This window comes from Methylosinus sp. PW1 (assembly GCF_000745215.1).
Lineage (GTDB): Bacteria > Pseudomonadota > Alphaproteobacteria > Rhizobiales > Beijerinckiaceae > Methylosinus.
On the sequence record NZ_JQNK01000009.1, the window covers coordinates 1,786,583 to 1,804,370 of the forward strand.

The 17,788-nt window shown below is 61.3% G+C and carries 19 protein-coding genes, 1 tRNA gene and 1 pseudogene; 13 read left to right on the forward strand and 8 right to left on the reverse strand.

All coding sequences use genetic code 11. The features are described from left to right. Window positions 1-162 precede the first annotated feature (162 nt). From istA to K369_RS18260, 4 genes are all read left to right on the forward strand, one after another. Window positions 163-1,692, forward strand: coding sequence for an IS21 family transposase (gene istA / locus K369_RS18245; protein WP_156967678.1), 1,530 nt, complete (start codon window positions 163-165; stop codon window positions 1,690-1,692). Continuing rightward, the gene (gene istB, locus K369_RS18250) at window positions 1,682-2,464 is read left to right on the forward strand and encodes an IS21-like element helper ATPase IstB (protein WP_036286363.1); all 783 of its coding nucleotides are present in this window, start codon (window positions 1,682-1,684) and stop codon (window positions 2,462-2,464) included. Before istA ends, istB begins: the two co-directional genes overlap by 11 nt. 45 nt (window positions 2,465-2,509) lie before the next feature. Continuing rightward, the gene (locus tag K369_RS27270) at window positions 2,510-3,115 is read left to right on the forward strand and encodes a hypothetical protein (protein ID WP_051949376.1); all 606 of its coding nucleotides are present in this window, start codon (window positions 2,510-2,512) and stop codon (window positions 3,113-3,115) included. Window positions 3,116-3,275: 160 nt separating this feature from the next. Next, window positions 3,276-3,788, forward strand: a complete 513-nt coding sequence (locus tag K369_RS18260; RefSeq protein WP_156967964.1) for a DUF6876 family protein — start codon at window positions 3,276-3,278, stop codon at window positions 3,786-3,788. A gap of 56 nt (window positions 3,789-3,844) precedes the next feature. Here K369_RS18260 and K369_RS18265 read toward each other — a convergent pair whose 3' ends face one another. Continuing rightward, window positions 3,845-4,399: a recombinase family protein gene (locus tag K369_RS18265; protein ID WP_036293078.1), complete on the reverse strand. Its 555-nt coding sequence runs from the start codon at window positions 4,397-4,399 to the stop codon at window positions 3,845-3,847. 246 nt (window positions 4,400-4,645) lie between these two features. On the opposite strand from K369_RS18265, the gene K369_RS26625 reads away from it, so the two are divergent. Beyond that, window positions 4,646-5,263, forward strand: coding sequence for a hypothetical protein (locus K369_RS26625; RefSeq protein WP_156967965.1), 618 nt, complete (start codon window positions 4,646-4,648; stop codon window positions 5,261-5,263). Between the two features lie 264 nt (window positions 5,264-5,527). Beyond that, complete coding sequence (locus K369_RS26630; RefSeq protein ID WP_156967966.1) at window positions 5,528-6,391, forward strand: hypothetical protein; 864 nt, start codon at window positions 5,528-5,530, stop codon at window positions 6,389-6,391. A gap of 67 nt (window positions 6,392-6,458) precedes the next feature. Here K369_RS26630 and K369_RS18275 read toward each other — a convergent pair whose 3' ends face one another. The 3 genes from K369_RS18275 to K369_RS18280 all read right to left on the reverse strand — a co-directional run bounded on the left by K369_RS18275 (window position 6,459) and on the right by K369_RS18280 (window position 8,270). Next, a complete protein-coding gene (locus tag K369_RS18275) occupies window positions 6,459-6,806 on the reverse strand; it encodes a hypothetical protein (RefSeq protein ID WP_156967967.1) in 348 nt (115 codons plus the stop codon). Between the two features lie 26 nt (window positions 6,807-6,832). After that, the gene (locus K369_RS26635) at window positions 6,833-7,123 is read right to left on the reverse strand and encodes a hypothetical protein (RefSeq protein ID WP_156967968.1); all 291 of its coding nucleotides are present in this window, start codon (window positions 7,121-7,123) and stop codon (window positions 6,833-6,835) included. Window positions 7,124-7,673: 550 nt separating this feature from the next. After that, the gene (locus K369_RS18280) at window positions 7,674-8,270 is read right to left on the reverse strand and encodes a hypothetical protein (protein WP_036293085.1); all 597 of its coding nucleotides are present in this window, start codon (window positions 8,268-8,270) and stop codon (window positions 7,674-7,676) included. Window positions 8,271-8,664: 394 nt separating this feature from the next. Here K369_RS18280 and K369_RS18285 point away from each other — a divergent pair. The 3 genes and pseudogenes from K369_RS18285 to K369_RS18295 all read left to right on the forward strand — a co-directional run. Next, a pseudogene (locus K369_RS18285) lies at window positions 8,665-8,943 on the forward strand (type II toxin-antitoxin system RelE/ParE family toxin); the annotation flags it as partial. A gap of 4 nt (window positions 8,944-8,947) precedes the next feature. After that, window positions 8,948-9,247: an addiction module antidote protein gene (locus K369_RS18290; RefSeq protein WP_018267576.1), complete on the forward strand. Its 300-nt coding sequence runs from the start codon at window positions 8,948-8,950 to the stop codon at window positions 9,245-9,247. Window positions 9,248-9,316: 69 nt separating this feature from the next. Beyond that, window positions 9,317-10,258, forward strand: a complete 942-nt coding sequence (locus tag K369_RS18295) for an S-adenosyl-l-methionine hydroxide adenosyltransferase family protein (RefSeq protein WP_036295751.1) — start codon at window positions 9,317-9,319, stop codon at window positions 10,256-10,258. 17 nt (window positions 10,259-10,275) lie between these two features. Here K369_RS18295 and K369_RS18300 read toward each other — a convergent pair whose 3' ends face one another. From K369_RS18300 to K369_RS18310, 3 genes are all read right to left on the reverse strand, one after another. Beyond that, complete coding sequence (locus K369_RS18300) at window positions 10,276-12,057, reverse strand: ABC transporter ATP-binding protein (RefSeq protein ID WP_036293087.1); 1,782 nt, start codon at window positions 12,055-12,057, stop codon at window positions 10,276-10,278. Window positions 12,058-12,419: 362 nt separating this feature from the next. Then, entirely contained in the window at window positions 12,420-13,268 is an 849-nt protein-coding gene (locus K369_RS18305; RefSeq protein ID WP_036293090.1) for a DUF6456 domain-containing protein, read from the reverse strand. Then, entirely contained in the window at window positions 13,265-13,636 is a 372-nt protein-coding gene (locus K369_RS18310; RefSeq protein WP_036293092.1) for a helix-turn-helix domain-containing protein, read from the reverse strand. The genes K369_RS18305 and K369_RS18310 overlap by 4 nt, the downstream gene beginning before the upstream one ends. 139 nt (window positions 13,637-13,775) lie before the next feature. Here K369_RS18310 and K369_RS18315 point away from each other — a divergent pair, with 139 nt between their 5' ends. Then, window positions 13,776-14,153: a DUF6477 family protein gene (locus K369_RS18315; protein WP_036293095.1), complete on the forward strand. Its 378-nt coding sequence runs from the start codon at window positions 13,776-13,778 to the stop codon at window positions 14,151-14,153. 72 nt (window positions 14,154-14,225) lie between these two features. Continuing rightward, window positions 14,226-15,113, forward strand: a complete 888-nt coding sequence (locus K369_RS18320) for a hypothetical protein (protein WP_036293098.1) — start codon at window positions 14,226-14,228, stop codon at window positions 15,111-15,113. Here K369_RS18320 and yidD read toward each other — a convergent pair. Next, a complete protein-coding gene (gene yidD / locus K369_RS18325) occupies window positions 15,077-15,442 on the reverse strand; it encodes a membrane protein insertion efficiency factor YidD (protein ID WP_036293101.1) in 366 nt (121 codons plus the stop codon). The two genes, K369_RS18320 and yidD, sit on opposite strands and share 37 nt — an antisense overlap. A 187-nt stretch (window positions 15,443-15,629) precedes the next feature. On the opposite strand from yidD, the gene K369_RS18330 reads away from it, so the two are divergent. Next, window positions 15,630-15,706 (forward strand) — tRNA-Met (locus K369_RS18330). Between the two features lie 284 nt (window positions 15,707-15,990). Next, window positions 15,991-17,772 carry a hypothetical protein gene (locus tag K369_RS24880; protein WP_051949377.1) on the forward strand — a complete coding sequence of 594 codons (1,782 nt, stop codon included), beginning with the start codon at window positions 15,991-15,993 and terminating at the stop codon, window positions 17,770-17,772. Window positions 17,773-17,788 lie beyond the last annotated feature (16 nt).

The window sequence follows — 17,788 nt, forward strand, 5'->3', positions numbered from 1 at the left end:
CGGCGCGAGACGCCGCGAATCTCGCCGCGCACCTTCTCAAGGAGGAAGACTGTTGATTTCCACTGAGAGCTGACCCAGGCAGCACGAGTTTTTCCACCGAGAACTGACCCATGTTCGAACCTTTCCCCCTCGACCGTCGTGGGGGACCTTGGAGTGATCGACATGGAGTTATTGAGCGTCATCCGACGCTGGCGATATCGGCAGGAGTTTTCGATCCGGGAGATTGCGCGACGCACGGGGCTGTCGCGCAATACGGTGCGCAAATACCTGCGCTCGGACAGCGTGGAGCCGGGGTTCGCCACGCCCGATCGACCGAGCCGGCTCGATCCGTTCGCCGACAAGCTGGCGCACATGCTGCGTCAGGAGGCCGCAAAATCGCGCAAGCAGAAGCGGACGGTCAAGCAGTTGCACGCGGATCTGGTCGCCCTCGGCTACGACGGCTCCTACAATCGCGTGGCGGCGTTCGCGCGCGAGTGGAAGGCGGCGCGGCATCGGGAGCAGCAGACCTGCGGGCGCGGCGCGTTCGTGCCGCTGACGTTTCTGCCCGGCGAGGCGTTCCAGTTCGACTGGTCGGAGGATTGGGCGATCATCGCGGGCGAGCGGACGAAGTTGCAGGTCGCCCAGTTCAAGCTCTCCTACAGCCGTGCGTTCTTCCTTCGCGCCTACCCGCAGCAGACGCATGAGATGCTCTTCGACGCCCACAACCACGCCTTCCGCGTGCTGGGCGGCGTGCCCCGGCGAGGCGTCTACGACAACATGCGCACCGCGATCGACAAGATCGGGCGTGGCAAAGAACGCCAGGTCAACGCCCGCTTCGCCGCGATGGTCAGCCACTTCCTGTTCGAGGCCGCATTCTGCAATCCGGCCTCCGGCTGGGAAAAGGGGCAAATCGAGAAGAACGTTCAGGATGCTCGTCATCGCCTCTGGCAGCCAATCCCGAGCTTTCCGTCGCTGGCGGCGCTCAACGACTGGCTGGAGGCGCGATGCCGCGAGCTGTGGGCCGAGATTCCGCACAGCGCGCAGCCGGGGACGATCGCGGAGGCTTGGCGCGAGGAGGTTCCGCAACTGATGCAGCCTCCGCGGCCATTCGACGGCTTCGTCGAACACACCAAGCGGGTCACGCCGACGTGCCTGATCCATCTGGACCGCAATCGCTACAGCGTGCCGGCTTCATTCGCCAATCGCCCCGTCAGCGTGCGGGTCTACCCTGAGCGCGTCGTCGTCGCCGCCGAGGGGCAGATCGTGTGCGAGCACGCCCGCGTCTTCGCCCGGTCGCATGACGACAAGAGCGTGACGGTCTACGACTGGCGGCATTATCTCTCCGTCATCCAGCGCAAGCCGGGCGCGCTGCGCAATGGCGCGCCCTTCGCGGAACTGCCGGTCGCCTTACGGACGCTGCAACAGCGCATGCTCGAGAAGCCGGGAGGCGACCGTGAGATGGTCGAGATTTTGGCTCTGGTCCTACAGCACGACGAGCAGGCCGTGCTGACCGCCGTCCAATTGGCGCTGGAGGCCGGCGCGCCGACCAAGACGCACATCTTGAACCTGTTGCATCGCTTGGTGGACGGCAAGCCGGTCGACGCGCCGCCCGTGAAACCGCCCAACGCGCTGACGCTCACCACCGAGCCGCAGGCCAATGTCGAGCGTTACGACGCGCTGCGCAAGGGTCGGGAGGCGCGCCATGCGTCATAATCCCGCCGCCGGCGCCATCGTCATCATGCTGCGCAGTCTCAAAATGCACGGCATGGCGCAAGCCGTCAGCGAGCTGACCGAGCAAGGCTCCCCGGCCTTCGAGGCCGCGCTGCCGATCCTGTCGCAACTCTTGAAGGCGGAAACCGCCGACCGGGAGGTGAGATCGATCGCCTACCAGCTCAAGTCCGCGCGGTTCCCGAACTATCGCGATCTCGCCGGCTTCGACTTCGCCAGCAGTGAGGTCAACGAGGCGCTCGCGCGCCAGCTTCATCGCTGCGAGTTCCTCGAGGATGCGCATAACGCCGTCCTGGTCGGGGGACCTGGCACGGGCAAGACGCATCTGGCGACAGCGATCGGCGTCCAGGCGATCGAGCATCACAGAAAGCGTGTGCGGTTCTTCTCCACCGTCGAGCTCGTAAACGCGCTCGAAGCCGAAAAGCACCAAGGCAAGTCGGGCCAAGTCGCGGCGCGGCTCGTTCATTCCGATCTCGTCATCCTCGATGAGCTCGGCTACCTGCCGTTCAGCGGCTCCGGCGGGGCGTTGCTGTTCCATCTGCTGAGCAAGCTCTACGAGCGAACCAGCGTCATCATCACGACGAATCTGAGCTTCGGCGAATGGGCCGCCGTCTTCGGGGACGCCAAGATGACGACGGCTCTGCTCGATCGCCTCACTCACCGCTGCCATATCCTCGAAACTGGAAACGACAGCTTCCGGTTCAAGGACAGCTCGGCGAAGGCGGACAAACCTGCAAAGGAAAAGACCAAAACTTGACGACCGACTGAGCCGCAAGCCATCTTCAACCCGGGTCACTTCTCAATGGAAATCCCGGGTCAAATCTCGACGGAAATCTACAGTCGTCTGCCGATCGCGCTGCAATTCGTGACCTTCAGTCCAGAGCAGCTCGCAGTCTTGAAGCGCGCCGGCGGTTTGCCGCGCAATGTCGAATCGATGATGGACGAGTTCGAACGCCATCTGACCCCCGACCAGCAAGCCGATCCCCGTTACGCCTTCCGCGTCTTCATGGTCCATAAGACCGCCAACCGGGCGCCGAACGCCGATCTTGCCGTCGAGATTGTACCGCCGGGCTCGGAAGTCGCGGAGAAATTCGCCATAGCGCTGAAGGAGGTCGAGAAGAAGAAATATCTTCCGAAAGAGATCGTGCAACTCATGAAGGCGGAGGGGTGGAGCCGGTTCAATATGGAATGCCATACAAGGCTATGGAAAAGGCTCGACGCCAGGAACCCCGCCAAGGGCTACGGTGCCATAGCGGTCGGAAAAACATGGTGTTGGTATGAGCCTTGGCTGAACCGCGTTCGGGAAGAGTGCGAGCAACATCCCGAGCAATACGGCGCGAAAACGACAGATGCGACGAAGGAACCCGATCGATCCGCCTCCGATCCGAGGCTGCTCGAGGCATCGTAAAAGCCTCATTATATCAAAATGTTATTTGTCAGATCAAAAGACGAATCAAAGGCCGAATCAAAGCGCGAATCAAAGGGTTTGATCCTACTTCTATCTCCTTCGTCGGCCGCTTCGTGGCGGCGAGTTTCTCGCTTAGGGGCCAGCCCCTCGGCGCGGCGCAATGAGAATCGACGCGACCGTGGCTCGCCTTCGGCTGCGCCCGCACCACTCGCGCCGATTCTCATTGCGCCTTGCACACCCCGGTCTCGGCGACGGCCAGACCCGCACGCGCGACGTGCGGCTCATGCCGAAAAGGGGACCACCAATGCAAGGCAACAGAACGATCACGGCCGACGACCTGCGACAGTTCACCGGGACGGAGAATTGGCATCGCCACAACCTTGCCCGCGGCGTCCTCTTCACCGATGGCGCGAAATTCGCCGCCGACCGCGCCGGCGCATATTGGCTGCTCGACGAGATCGCTTTCGGTCAACGGCATAGGAAAGTCGCTGTCGAAGGCTTCCAACTCTGGCGGCTGCGGGTGGACCTCGCGAAGAAAGCCGGTTCACTCGCGTGCGAGGACGGCAATGGAAAGGCGGTATATCGCAAGCGCATCCCATACACGGATTTCCCGCTGGACGAGATCATTCTCTATTTCGCCGACGGTGTGATCCTGCTGCCGAGTGAATATTGAGAACCAATGCATGGCGGCGACAGCGCTCGGAGCGCCGGGTGCCGGCGCTCGCCGTGTCAAGCGGTCGCGCTGATATGGCGGTACAGCGTGGCCTTGGAGACTCCGAATCTGGCGGCAACTTCCTTAGAGGTCAGGGAACCGGCGGCGAGCAGAGCCGCGGCCGCTGCGGCGTCTTTTTGCGAAAGGCTTCGCGGCCGACCGCCCTTTTTTCCTTTTCGACGCGCTTCCGCGAGCCCGGCGACGGTCCGTTCACGTATCAGTGCGCGCTCGAATTCGGCGATGGCGCCGAGCATGTGAAAAACGAGCATCCCGCCAGGTGAAGAGGTATCGATGGCGTCGGTCAGAGAAACGAGGCCGATCCCACGAGCCTTCAGGTCCTCGGCCGTTTCGATGAGCTGCTTCAGCGATCGGGCCAGCCGGTCCAGCTTCCAGATCACCAAAGTGTCTCCTTCACGGAGGATGTCCCGCAGGAGGCGCGTCAGCTCAGGCCGCTCTCGGCCGCTCGACATCCGCTCCACTATTATCTTCTCGCACCCCGCCTCTCGGAGCTTTTCGCTCTGGAGGTCGGGGTTCTGATCGAAGGTCGATACTCTGGCGTAGCCGATCCGCATTGAAGAGTCTCAAAACTCGTTAGCAAGCTGGCATACTGAGACGCCTTTTTCAAGACCGGTTTTGAGACGCATAAAATCGCACGATTTCTTCAATCCCCCCGGCCGGGCCATGGTCTCAAAAACGTTCGTTTTCGGTCACCGTTCTCAATTGACGCTGTACGCCATCTCTGATTCTTTTCGGTTGCCCTGCTTGACAGGTTGATTCGAGACCACCAAGAGAGCTGTGTGCTATGAAGGGCGGAAGTCGTGAAACCGAATATAAGTGAATGGACCATCGTCGTCATCGGCAATTGGAATGTCGCGATTCTTAATCCCGATTGGGTATGCGAAAAGATTTTTGAAGAGAAGGAAATATCTATCGAAGTACTATTAGGCGCCGGTCAGGCAGGCTTGAAGATGGTAAGCGGTACTACTCAGCTTATTCCTTCACCTGATCGGGTTATTATTGCTGCTTCGTCTACGACAACTATCGATGAAGCAGAAAAGGCTACGGTACGTCTACTCGATAATCTGCCTATCACCCCAGTAAGCTCAATCGGCGTGAACTTTGGCTTCTTTGAACCAGAGCCCATGCCAGAGTTGCTTTCGCTATTTGACCTGCGCGACAAGCCGCTGATCAGCAGCGAAGGATGGGACATCTCTGAGACCTCCGTAATACGAAGAATCAAGCTCGATGACAAAACGTTAAATCTTCGCTTAACCCATAATGAGCGAGGCATCTCCTTTCACCTGAACTTTCACTGGGACGTGGCAACGCCAAAAGAAGCCATGACGATCGTGGAGGGGAAGGTCGCGCTGCTGCGCGACGAAGCACGATCGATACTGAAAAAAATATACAACGTAGAGGAAGAGAGCGTCCAATGACCGAAAAAGAGGGTTGCACCGCACTCGCGAATCCGGTTGCGGGGGCTCGGCGCGTGTCGGTGAGCACGAAACCCGTTACTGACACCGCAAACGCAGTGGTAGGATCTGCGGAAATCGTCTCTGTACGGCTGTCGAGCGGCCGGCGGATGGCTTTCGTTTACAATTCCGAAGCGGTTCAAAAACGGCGGGCCAACTTGATCGCCAATCGAGGGTTGCCCAAAGTCTCGACTGCGGACCCAAATTAATCTAGGTGGGAAGTTCAAGATGCACTTCACGTATAGGGAGCCTGCGTCTGGTGACGACCTTCAACAGGGAGATGTAATAAAACGCACCCCCGAGTTAAATGAGATAATTGGGAAATATCATCCTTATTATAATAGTCCTGATTACACCCACTTTTTGGTTCTTACCCAGTCATGCGATCTGGTAAAGCGAGATGGTAGCCCAAAGGCGCGCTACGTTTCCTTAGCTGCAATTCGTCCATTGCCTGTTGTGCTTCAGCATGAAGCAGATAAGTATATGACCCATCCAGTTCTGCGTCTTGCGTCGGTTATAGAGAAAGGTAAAAAGCCGCTCTTGCGCGAGTTTATTAAAAAACTGTTGAATAATAATCATCAAGAGTTCTTTTATCTTCATGCAGATGCCCAGGTCGGCCTTGATAGATCATGTGCATTCCTGAGACTTTCTGTTTCTATTAAATGTAATGAGCATTATGACGTCCTGATTGCCGCAAGGAGCATCGGTCTAGAAAAAGAGTTTCAGGCAAAACTTGGCTGGCTTGTAGGAAATCTGTATTCCCGAGTCGGCACAGATGACTGGACCCCGCTGCACTATTCAGAAGACCAGTGGAGTGGGATAATAGAAGATATATTAGACGAGACTTACAAATTTGTCGATGACTCAAAAATTAGGCAGGCTAAAAAAGACCCCGCCTCTAAAAATCTGAGTGGACAGGCAGAGGCAATCGCGTTCATTGAAGGCATCAAAATCCCCAGCAAGCGGGAGGAGGCCGTAGCAACTATTATCGACGTATTAAAGTCGGCAAATATTCTGGATGAATCCGTCGCTGATAAAGCACAGCATATTCTGAAAAATACGCCGGCGCTAAGTGCGTTCCTCGTGAAATAGACTATTTTGACAGGCTGAGTTCGAGTTTTGAGGACCTCAGCCTATCCGCGAGACACGAGGCTTAATTTCATGGTGTCTCATCAGGGCCAAGGGCCTCTTTCCTAAGCCTGTACGCGATTTCGAGAATCGCCTCACGACCCTTTGCGAGGGCCTGTTCGTCCCAGACCCGACACATCTCTCCATCTCCAAACATGACCAGCGCCATGTCGGGCAGCCGCTCCACCTTCGGAGAGTCTTGCGTCTCGGGGCCGAGCGCCTCCCATCTGGCCTTGAACGCGAGTTCGAGAATGGCGTCTCTGCCCTTCCCAAGGGCCTCAGCGTCCCAGACCCGACACGTTTTGCCATCTTTGAACTCGACGAGCGCGGTCCGCTGGTCGATCATTGTAACCTTGGGAAACGTCACCGTCGCTTCCATCGTGATCATCCTTTATTTACGCTGACTTACGCGGCATTCCGACAAAAATCGAAGAGCATCTGCCTAGCATCGACAGCCGCGCGTGAAATACGCCCTCTTGAACGACCGTTCACTTCCGAGACAAACTTCTCCAAGGCCGCTTCGGCTTCTGCGGCGCTGACAAAAGGCCCCGCGAGAGCTTCCGTGGCCGGGTTCTCCTCCCATGCTATGATGCACGCTCCTCCTAAGGCGCGACTTCGATAGATAATTCGATAGCCACCACCGACGCTCTTCGGCATTTCAGCGACTTCAAAGTCGCGGGATACTTTGAGTTTCATGGAACGCTCAACCTCCGACACCACGCTACAACCTCAAAGCAGCACAACTCGCTCACAACGCTGAATAGATGATCGCCAATCTGCTGATTTGATAATGATAATATAGGGCTTAATCCAGCAAAATTCAATGCCTTTGGCGACATATTTTTGAACAATTCCAACAAGTTAGATTATAGTTACTGTGCTATATCATGCAGATTATATCGTATACTGAATAAACATAATATTATACCGCAAATATATGCAATGTCGTAACCATCTGCCTGGAGAAGCTTCGATTAATCGTGAGCTTCTTTGCGATCGGCTTCCATCAACATTCGGTCTTGATGCGAGGAGGATGATCGGATACACAAGCTGCAACACATTAACCGAGAGGCAGCGCCTGAAAGTTCGTTGATCGTCATAGGGTTAACTTTGAGGGTCGCCTTCGCATATTCCCTCTCCGCCACGGCACTAATAAAATCTATAACTTACGACGGCGACCCGAAGCCAGCCCACATAAACTTCCACAACAAGACGCCACTGGCGTTTGAATTGAATTGGGCTGTAGCTACAACAATGCCGACACGATCGGCTTTCCCGGCCCTGCACCGCCCGGAAACTGCCAGCCCATATGCGTCACAGTGTCAATGACGCTGCAAATCAAACCTACGACATGCACCTGAACCTGTTTCAAATAAGCAAGGTCAATTGCAGTATCGAATTTTTCGTTCTTCCGGTTGATAAATAGCGGCGTGGATGCGCCGCTTTCGTCTGGTAGTCGCCAAGAACCGTGGCAAAGCACGTTGCGAATAACGGTTGCCTTCTTAATGTCATCAATCAGTTCACCTATGTTTTCGGTTGTGGTAGCCGGATTGTCACGCGCGGCCTTTCCGAAAGATTCGGCTAAATTCCAAAGCTGATCGGTCAAAGCACGCTCAAGCTGAGGCAACCAAGACTGATAAGCCGCATCGACTTCTTCGGCGCTGTACTGCCGGGTTGCGGTGAAAGCGAATATTGCTTTGCCTAGGACTTCTTCAAGAAATCCGAAGGTCGCGACAGTCCGGCCAAGTTGCTCCCAAAACTCCGGTGAATGGCCGTGCGTCGGAAACATGGGCGGCAATTTACCCCGATTGATAATCGCGCGCTTCACTTCGTCGTGGCTCATAACGAGGCTTCCGAATCGTTCATCTTGTCTTCGTTGAAACGTAGCACATAAAAAAAGCCTGCCAGCGGGCGGCTGGCGGGCTCAAAGCGGTTGACCGGAGCTCATTCGATCTACCGCACAGCCAAGACGGGCGCGGCACTCATGCCCACCCCGGTTGATTTCAAATCAACGGCAACTTGTCCGAAACACGTTCAATCTGTTCGTCGGAAAATGCGTACAGCGGCAAGGCCAGGACGCCGCGAACGCCAATATCCAAGCTCGCAAGCCGGGCCGCGTTCAAGGCCGCTTGAATGCTTATGTCCGTTGTCGGCAGGCCGCCACACTGTCCGCTTGCCGCGCGGCGACCTGCGGCTACCTTGTCTTTCCGTATCCACGTGGATACAGTCGGACATGTTCATGCTCGTTCGACGAATGGCTCTCCGGTCTCGTCGATCGAAAGGGCAAGGCCCGCATATTGGCGCGGCTGACGAGCGCCGCGCATGGCAATTTCGGCGATTGCGAGCCTGTCGGGGAAGGCGTGTCGGAGATGCGAATTCACTATGGGCCGGGCTATCGCGTCTATTTCGTCAGGAGCGGCGCGACCGTCTATGTGCTGCTCTGCGGCGGCGACAAGGGCTCGCAGCGACGCGACATCGAGCGCGCGAAGGAATTGGCGCGGGAGCTGAAGGAGTGACGCAATGACCAAGAATTTCGCCGCCTTCAACGTGTCCGATTATCTCGATAACGAGGAAACGATCGCCGAATATCTGACGGCCGCGGCAGAGGACGAAAACTCCGACGTTCTGCTCGCCGCGCTTTCGGAAGTGGCGAAGGCGCGCGGCATGGCGCAGGTTGCGGCCGCCGCCGGGCTCGGACGCGAAAGTCTCTATAAAGCCCTCGCCCCCGGCTCCCATCCGCGGTTCGAGACGATCAGCGCGGTCTTGCGCGCGCTGAACGTAAAGATCGCGTTGATTCCGACCTCTTCGACGACGCCGTGACCGGCGTTGCGCTTTCATTTTTTCATAAGACGCGAGGCCCGCGTCCCGGCCTCCGAGATTGGAACGCCCATGCTTCATTCGTCGCTCCGCGCGCTCGTCGCCGCCCTTCTCTTCTGCCTCTCTTGCGGCGTCGCCGCGGCGCGCGCGCCGCTGGTGCTGTTCACGGATTTCGGAACGGCGGACGGCGCCGTCGCCGCGATGAAAGGCGTCGCCTATTCCATTTCGCAGGATCTCCTGGTCGCCGATCTCAGCCATGAGGATCCTGGAAGCATATTCGCCGGCGCCTATCGCCTCTATCAGGCGGAGCCATATTGGCCGAAAGGCTCCGTGTTCGTCGCCGTCGTCGATCCCGGCGTCGGAACGGGGCGGTTGGCCATTGCGCTGGAGACGCTGAGCGGCCGCTTTTTCCTCGCGCCCAACAATGGGCTGCTGACATTGGTCGCCGAGCGCGAGGGCGTGAAGGAAGTGCGCGAGATCGACGAGAGCGTGAACCGCCGGCCCGGCTCCGAGCAATCCCACACATTTCACGGCCGCGATATTTTCGCCTATGCCGGCGCGCGTCTGGCGGCGGGCGCGCAGAGCTTCGAGCAGATCGGCCGCAAGCTGCCGCCAGAAGCGCTGGTCACGATTCCCTATCGCGCGGCGGAACGCAAAGGCGATGCGGTCAGCGGAATCATTCCCGTGCTCGACGCGCATTTCGGCAATGTGTGGTCGAACATTCCGAAAGCCCTGTTCGACGAGTTGAAGATCTCGCTGGGCGAGCCGGTGCGTCTGCGCATTCGCCACGGCGATCGGCTCGTCGCCGCTCTCGACGCGCCCTATGAGCGCACATTCGGCGACGTTCCGCAGGGGCGCCCGCTCGTCTACGTCAACAGCCTCTTCGACATGGCCGTCGCGCTCAATCTCGGCGATTTCGCCAAGAGCTATGGCGTCGACTCCGGCCCCGACTGGACGATCGAGCTTTCGCGCGCCGATCTTGCGCACGCGCCTCGAGGCCAGGCCGAGAAGTGAGCGCCCGGGCGGGGCTCTCACCCCGCCCGCTCGATCGCCTCTTCCAGCGAGTCGCCGGCGCCGACCTGCGTCTCGAACAGGCGCCGATAGACGCCGCCCGAAAGGCGCAGCAGCTCCTCATGCGCGCCGTCCTCGACGATGCGGCCATGGTCGAACACCAATATGCGGTCGAGCCGCCGCACCGTCGATAGGCGATGCGCGACGACGATCGTCGTGCGGCCGGCCGATAATTGCTCGATCGCCGCGCGAATATGGAATTCGGACACGGAATCGAGCGAGGAGGTCGCCTCGTCCAGCACCAATATCGGCGTCGCCGCGAGAATTGCGCGCGCGATCGCCACGCGCTGGCGCTCTCCGCCCGAGAGCTTCACGCCGCGCTCGCCCACCAGCGTCTCATAAGCGTCGGGCAGACGCTCGATGAACATATTCGCATGGGCGAGACGCGCCGCTTCCGCGATCTCATATTGCGCCGCATCAGGCCTGCCATAGGCGATATTCTCGCCGAGCGGCCGATGGAACAGGATCGGCTCCTGCGCGACGATGCCGATCGCCTCCCGCAGCGAGGCCTGAGTTGCGAAGGCGATGTCCTGGCCGTCGATGAGAATGCGGCCGGCGTCGAGATCGAACTGGCGCTGCAGCAGCTTGACGAAGGTCGTCTTGCCGGCGCCCGAGGCGCCGACGAGGCCGACGCGCTGGCCCGGACGGATCGTCAGCGAGAAATTCTCATAGAGCTTCCTGCGCGCATTCGGATAGCCGAAGGTCACATTGTCGAAGACGATCTCGCCGCGCTTCACCACCAGCGGCGTCGCGCCCGGCGCATCGATCACATCGGGCTCCTGCGCGTCGAACTCGACGACATCCTCCATCTCGTTGACGGCGCGCTGCAGATTGCGCACGTGCTCGCCAATGTCGCGCAAATAGCCGTTGATGAGCCCCTGTATGCCGATGAGGCTCACCACATCGCCGGTCGACATGCCGCCCTGTGACCACAGCATCAGCCCGCAGCCGAGCAAAGTCGCCTGCATGGCGATCATCACCACGGCCTGCAGCAGGCCGACCGTCGTGCCGCGATACCAGGAGATCAGCGTGCGCTTGCGCCATTCGGTCACGAGCGCGGTGAAGCTCGCATCCTCGCGTTTCTCGGCGGCGAAGCCTTTGACGATCTGATTGCCGGTGATCGAATCGGCGAGCCGCGCGCTCACAGCGGAATCGAGCGCCTGCGACACTTGCGCCGCAGGGCTGATCCAGCCGAGCGAAAGGCCAACGCCCATCGCCAGAAACAGCGAAATGCCGATCGCGACGACGAGGCCGAGCAGCGGCCAGCGCCAGGACAAGAGACAGGTGATCGCCACAATCACCGTCGCCGCCGGCAGCATGCCGAAGATCAGCGTGTCGCTGAGCGAATCGAAAGCCCAGACGCCGCGCGTGATCTTGCGCACCGTCGCGCCGGCGAAGGCGTTGGCGTGCCAATCGGCCGAGAAGCGCTGCACGCGCGCAAAGGAATCGCGCACCAGCGCCGCCATGGCGTGAGCGGCGACGTGGCAGACGGAGAAGGCGACGAAATTGCGCAGGCAATGAAACAGCAGCACCGTGCCGAGAAACACGGCGAGCGCCCAAAGCGCCGGCGCGAGCTCTCGGCTCTCGCCGGCGACGACATCGGCGAGATGGCCGGAGGCCACCGGAACGAAGACATCGACGACATTGGAGACGAGGCGAGCGACGAGCATCGCCGCGAGCAGGCGCGGCGAGAGAAGCCAATAGCGGAGCGCGAAGCGCAGCGTGGTCAAATAGGCGGACATGAATCCTGCGGGACGCGAGACGTCCCGATCCCTTTTTTCGTGAATGGGCGCGAGGCGACGCGAGACGAAGCTGCGTCGCGGCTGTTTCCGGGAATGTCTTTCGTGAGAAGATCGTCAGAGCCGACAGGATCGGCAGAGCGACATGCGCGAGAGAGCAGCCCGGTATTTTCGAACCGGGCTCACTGCCTGAACTCTCTAGGCGCGGCCCGGGGAACGATGAGACATGACGAATTTCATCATGGCGACTCCCCGATAGAGATGACGAGCGTCGCCGATGCGACGCGCCATATTGCAGTGCAATATGGCGAGATTCATGCGCCCAAAGCGCCGCTCTGTCAACCGCGCCGGCGCCGCTCGGCGCATCAGAGGGTAGGACGATAATCCTTCGCGCCCCAATGCAGCAAATGGCGCGCGCGCTCCGGCCCCTGCGCCTCGGCCGCCAGCCCATAATGCAGGGCGAGCCGCTCGAGCGCGATTTTCAGCACCACTTTGGCGGAGCGCTGCGGCCAGCCGCGCTCGCTCTCGACGAGCTCGAGGCCTTTCAAATAGCCGCAGACGTCTGTGAGCAATCCGCCGAGCTCCGGCCCCACCGCATCGAAGGCGAGAGAGAGTCGCCGACGCGCGTCGATCGCCACATTGGCGATATCGGCGCCCGCGCCGCCGCCGCGCGCGGAGCCGATCGCCGCCTCCCAATCGGCGGTGACGCGCTGGAGAATGGCGGCCTGCGTCACATCGCGACGGAAGCGCTCGCCGGCCTCGATCTGCTCCGGCGCGAGAAATGGACGGCCGTCGCGATCCTTGCGGCGCGCGAGCCAGGCGAGCGGGCTCTCGCCCTCATTGACCAGCGTCGGGCGCGCGCCCTTCTCGACCACGCGCGGCGCGAGCGCGCTGTGCTGCGCGAAAAAGGGGTTCGCCTCGGCCGGCGCCGCGAGGCGCCTCAGATGAGCGCGCCCCTCATCTGTCAGATGCAGACGGCGCGCCTCGCCGGCGCCGTCCCAGCGCGCCAATCCGCGCGCCACCGCTATATCGGCGATGCTTTCGGCGAGACGCGCCCGCGCGACCGTGACGCCTTTGCGCGGCGCGGCGACGACGATCGACCGCGCGCCGAGCGGATCGGCCATCGTCTGCGCGCCGGGCTCGCTCATCGCCTCCAGCAGACGGCGCAGCGCGCGCGCCTCGGTCTCGTCTCTCTGTCTTTGAACGCCACTCATGAATCGTCTCCGGTTGGATGTGAGCTGAAGGAAGAAGCGATCGTCTCGATGAGGCGCCGCTGCGCGCGCAGCGCCTGTTCCAGCGCGGCCACGGCGCGATCGAAATTCTCTTCGTCGCGGCGGTCCTCCACCCGCGCGCAGGCGTGGCGGACGCTGGCGCGATCCCGCGCGAAAGCGCGCGCGCAGGCCGAAAGGCTCGCGCCGAAAGCGACATGATCGAGATAGACCGCGAGATGGCGCGCACCAGCGACATTGGCGCGCCCGCGGCGCGCGCTGCGCAGAGCGTCGGCCGGGACGCCACAGGCGGCCGCAGCGGCGGCGGCGCAGAGCGCCGATGACAGAAAATGATCGCTTCGTCGGGGAGCCATTCGTCTCGCCTGTGCAGGCGCCGCGGCCCCTCGGCCGGCGACGTCCCCGACGCTATCATGAATTTAATCCTATATAACGGATAAAAAACTTATTCCCATCCCCCACTCCTCGCCCATGCTCGGACGCGGGAGGACCCTCATGCGCAATTCGCTGTCATCCGATCGCCTGCCCGCCGCCGCGCGGGAAAGCCTGCACAGCGCGCTGCGCGCAAAAGCCGAGGCCTATCGCCGCGAGGAATTTCTGCGCTCGTTTCATCGCCTGCCGCGCAGCGTCATCGCCGCCGAAACGCCGCAGGCCGCCGCTGTGGTGCTGAAGGAGCTCGAGCGCGCGCTGCGGGCCGAGCGCGCCCGCGCCGGACATTGGAGCTATGATCTCTCGCGCCATATCGCGCTTCTCGTGGCGCATCGCGCCGAGCGGGCGCGCGCGCTGCGGCTCGCCCGCGTAGCGCCGGGAGACGCGCGCGCGGTCGTGAAGGCCGGCGCGCCCGGCCCGCTCTTTGTCGGCCGCCGGGATTGAGCTAGAAAGCCTTTCCATTGGTGTTTGCGTTCGAAGCTCCATTCCCCGAGCGGGCATATCGAAAGACCGACCATGTTCTTGGAAAGGCTGCTCGCTCTGGCGACGGGCGCGATCGTCGCGCTCTGTCTCGGCCTCGGACTGGTGATGATGGCGCTCGGCCCCGGCCGCAAATTCGCCGAGCCGGCGCATATCATCGAGCCGGCGCGTCTCGCCGAGCCTCATCTCGCCGAGGCCGACACGGCGCAGTTGGCCGAAGCCGCGACCGAGCCGGCGCCGACGCCGGCGGCCCCCCGCCTCACCGCCCGCGCCCGCATAGAGCAGGCGATCGCCGCCACGGAGGAATACAGATCGTTCTTTCAACGCATGCGCCAGGCTTTTCCGACCGATTACGCCGCCGCCATAGAGACTTTCGCGCAGGAGCCCGGCGTCGGCGCGGACACGGCGAGCGTCGATTTCTATCTCGCCGAATCGGTGCGCCGGCTGCGCCAGGCGCGCGGCGTGCTCGCCGCCAAGGCGGAGCCGCTCGTCCTCGCCCGCGTCTTCGATCTTCAGCTCGATGTGCTACGCGCCATCTCCGCCGAGAACAAGAAGCTCTGCGCGGCTTTTCTCTATGGCGGCGTCGATCAGGATTTCCACAGCTTCGCGGCGCGGCGGCGCGCGCTGGTCGCGGAAATGGCGGTGGTCGGCCTCGAGGCCATCGCCAGCGGCCAGGCCAAGCAGCTGGAGCGCTCGGCGCCGAGCGAGGAGGATTTCCGCGCTCTGGAAAAGGCGCTGGCCGCGCGCGGCTTGCGCAAGCCGGAGATCGACTCGCTGCTGGACGGCAAGACGCCCGATCCCCCCTTCGACGACAAGAAGACCTGCGCCCTCGGCCAGACCTATCTCGAGGCGCTGCGCGCTCTGCCCGAGCCGATCCGTCTGCGCATCTACGGCCTCGCCCTGGAGCTGATGGCGCGGTCCTGATCTTCCCGCGCGCGATCTCGGCTCTCGACGGCCTCGCAGATGGGCGGGCGGCTCCACGCCGCATAGCGCCAGGGCGCGAGCGAATGCGCAGCCGCCGGCGCCGCCAGCGGAACCGGATCATAGCCTTCGCCGCCGCCCGGCCGGCAGCGGCACAGACGCCCAAAGCCCATCCAGCCGCCGGCCCACAGGCCATGGCGACGGATCGCCTCATCCGCATATTCGGAACAGCTCGGCAAATAGCGGCACTCGCGCCCGATGAAGGCCGAGAGGCTGAGCCGATAGACTAGGATGAGCGCGCGAGCGGCCCGCGCGGGAAGCGATCCGATCATGGCGTCACTTTATCACGCCCACGTCGCGTGACGGAATCGTTCGCGGCGAAGGCCGACGCAGCCGGACCAAAAGCCCCGCGCCTCCAAAGCCGAAGCGATCGCCGTGAGCGACAATTCCCTGGACCACGGCTTGACACTTTTGACGACGGTCGACTATATCCGCCGACGCTCGTCCGAGAGGACGCGGGGCGGAGTAGCTCAGTCGGCTAGAGCAGAGGAATCATAATCCTTGTGTCGGGGGTTCGAATCCCTCCTCCGCTACCACTCGCCGTAACGCCGAAACAATCCAATCCGTACAATGGTTTAGCCGTCCGCTGGTAGTCGGCTCTCCGTGGCCCTTCCGTGTCGAAGGGCCACGTTCATGAGCCACGCCGAACAGCGGTGGAATGCGCATGGCGCGGGCGAGCTTTTTAATGCGGCGGGACGGCCGCTATTGGTTCCAGATCCGGTTTGACCCTTTCGCGAATCCCGGCGACCCTAAAAAACATGTCCGATTCGCACTGCGGACCGCCTCCTACGCGGTCGCGCTGAGAAGGTTGTCGCGTATCATGCCGATCGTCGCCGAGTTCAGAATAGACCCCGATTACCGCACTCAGGCGGTGCGCCATTTCGACCAGATCGTCGAGGCCATGCTTGTGCCTGGTCCCTATACCGAGGACCAGCGGGTCGAATGGGAGATGCTCGAGCGCGCCGGCCTCTGCCTCGTCTCCGCCACCCGGGCGATCGGCCATCCGATCGGCGTCCATTCGCCGGAATTCTGGCCGGTCTGGAAGAGCTTCGTCGAGCGAAACATCATGATCGACGAAGCGCTCCGCGGGAGGAAAGAGAAGGACCCGCCTCGGCCGCCGCGAGAGCCGCTCGAAGTGGACCTGTCCGGGGCCATCGAAATGACCCCCGAAATAAAAGCGAAGTTCGGACTGCCGAAGGGGCGCGGGCCGGACTATTCCGCCACGCTCAGAAGCCGTCCGGAGCTGGACAACGGCACGACGGTCACACGGATCGTCTCGGAATGGGGGCGCGACGAGAGTTTTGTCGAATTCGGCGACGGATTCGGAATTCTGGCTACCGCTCCACCCATCGCAGAAGCTCCCCCTGCCGCGCCGGCGCCCGCGCCCATCACCGAGGCGCCTCATGAGGAAAAAGACGACCTCGCCCATCATGATACGCTCGCGCAGGCGATCGACGATCGGCTCGCCGCCCTCGCCCAGCAATATGGAGATCGGCGCGGCGACGAGTCTCATGGCCGCGTGCTGAAATTCGCGTTGGAATTCCTCGGCGACAAGCGCCTCGCGGAGATCAGCGCGCGCGACCTGCGGAGTCTCGAGCAGGCCCTGACGGAAATTCCGGGCCGAAAAGATATCCCCGGCGAGCATCGAAAATCACTGTACTCCCGCTACCTCTACGGTCAGCTCGAGGGCATCGACAATCTTACGCGGATCAGCTCGACGACGGTCGAGAACACCTATTTTGGGACGATGAATTCATTCCTGGAATGGGCGAAGGCGAAGACCGATTGGAATGCGCCCGGTTTCACGTTCAATGCGAAGTGCGCAGCCCTCGTCGCGCCGCAGCCGCGCGACGCGTTCCGCGACGAAGAATTGCTGAGATTTTTCGCGCTGCCGCTTTTCACCGGCTGCGAATCGCCGGCGCATATCTGGCAGCCTGGTCGATTTTTCGTCCAGAACGGGCTCTATTGGGGATACATCCTGCACATATTCATGGGTCTGCGGCCGTCGGAGATCGGTAAGCTGCGCACGAGCGATATCGTTCGGGATGGAGAGTTCTGGTTCATCGACATGCGCCGCGAGAAGACGAAAACCAAAAAAGCGAAAGGGGAAAAGTCTCGCGAGCTGAAAACGGACAACGCCTATCGGCGCGTTCCCATCCCGAGCCTCATCGTCGACCTCGGAATCGTCGACCTGAAAATCGCGCTCGAGGCGCGCGGGGAAACGCGGCTCTTTCCGGATTGGCATGTCTATCGCCACCCTGGAAGCGGCCGCGAAATGTGGGGGCACTATCTGAGCAAGTCCTGGCAGTACGTCCGAGGCGCGCATGAATTCGAACGCGATTTCCTCACGCTCTACAGCGGAAGGCACACCCTGGCGGGCTGGTACGACGCGATGAAATTGCCGCAGCGGATTCGCGATCGGCTTTTCGGACACGCGGCCCAGGGCGTGCCCGGCAATTACGGTCCGATCGACCTGACGCTCGACGAGGCGAGAGCGGCGCTCGGGACCGAGCTGAAGGTCCAATTCGATATCGCCAATATTTTGCTCACGGCCAAGCTGAAAGCCGAATATGGCGAACTCACGCCGGCGCCGATCGTCTGACATTTCGAATGATCGA

Bases quoted from the DNA above. Each gene is read 5' to 3' on its own strand.
- istA (WP_156967678.1), top strand. From the start codon at position 163: ATGGAGTTATTGAGCGTCATCCGACGCTGGCGATATCGGCAGGAGTTT.
- istB (WP_036286363.1), top strand. From the start codon at position 1,682: ATGCGTCATAATCCCGCCGCCGGCGCCATCGTCATCATGCTGCGCAGT.
- K369_RS27270 (WP_051949376.1), top strand. From the start codon at position 2,510: ATGGAAATCCCGGGTCAAATCTCGACGGAAATCTACAGTCGTCTGCCG.
- K369_RS18260 (WP_156967964.1), top strand. From the start codon at position 3,276: ATGAGAATCGACGCGACCGTGGCTCGCCTTCGGCTGCGCCCGCACCAC.
- K369_RS18265 (WP_036293078.1), bottom strand. From the start codon at position 4,399: ATGCGGATCGGCTACGCCAGAGTATCGACCTTCGATCAGAACCCCGAC.
- K369_RS26630 (WP_156967966.1), top strand. From the start codon at position 5,528: ATGCACTTCACGTATAGGGAGCCTGCGTCTGGTGACGACCTTCAACAG.
- K369_RS18275 (WP_156967967.1), bottom strand. From the start codon at position 6,806: ATGGAAGCGACGGTGACGTTTCCCAAGGTTACAATGATCGACCAGCGG.
- K369_RS26635 (WP_156967968.1), bottom strand. From the start codon at position 7,123: ATGAAACTCAAAGTATCCCGCGACTTTGAAGTCGCTGAAATGCCGAAG.
- K369_RS18280 (WP_036293085.1), bottom strand. From the start codon at position 8,270: ATGAGCCACGACGAAGTGAAGCGCGCGATTATCAATCGGGGTAAATTG.
- K369_RS18290 (WP_018267576.1), top strand. From the start codon at position 8,948: ATGACCAAGAATTTCGCCGCCTTCAACGTGTCCGATTATCTCGATAAC.
- K369_RS18295 (WP_036295751.1), top strand. From the start codon at position 9,317: ATGCTTCATTCGTCGCTCCGCGCGCTCGTCGCCGCCCTTCTCTTCTGC.
- K369_RS18300 (WP_036293087.1), bottom strand. From the start codon at position 12,057: ATGTCCGCCTATTTGACCACGCTGCGCTTCGCGCTCCGCTATTGGCTT.
- K369_RS18305 (WP_036293090.1), bottom strand. From the start codon at position 13,268: ATGAGTGGCGTTCAAAGACAGAGAGACGAGACCGAGGCGCGCGCGCTG.
- K369_RS18310 (WP_036293092.1), bottom strand. From the start codon at position 13,636: ATGGCTCCCCGACGAAGCGATCATTTTCTGTCATCGGCGCTCTGCGCC.
- K369_RS18315 (WP_036293095.1), top strand. From the start codon at position 13,776: ATGCGCAATTCGCTGTCATCCGATCGCCTGCCCGCCGCCGCGCGGGAA.
- K369_RS18320 (WP_036293098.1), top strand. From the start codon at position 14,226: ATGTTCTTGGAAAGGCTGCTCGCTCTGGCGACGGGCGCGATCGTCGCG.
- yidD (WP_036293101.1), bottom strand. From the start codon at position 15,442: ATGATCGGATCGCTTCCCGCGCGGGCCGCTCGCGCGCTCATCCTAGTC.
- K369_RS24880 (WP_051949377.1), top strand. From the start codon at position 15,991: ATGCCGATCGTCGCCGAGTTCAGAATAGACCCCGATTACCGCACTCAG.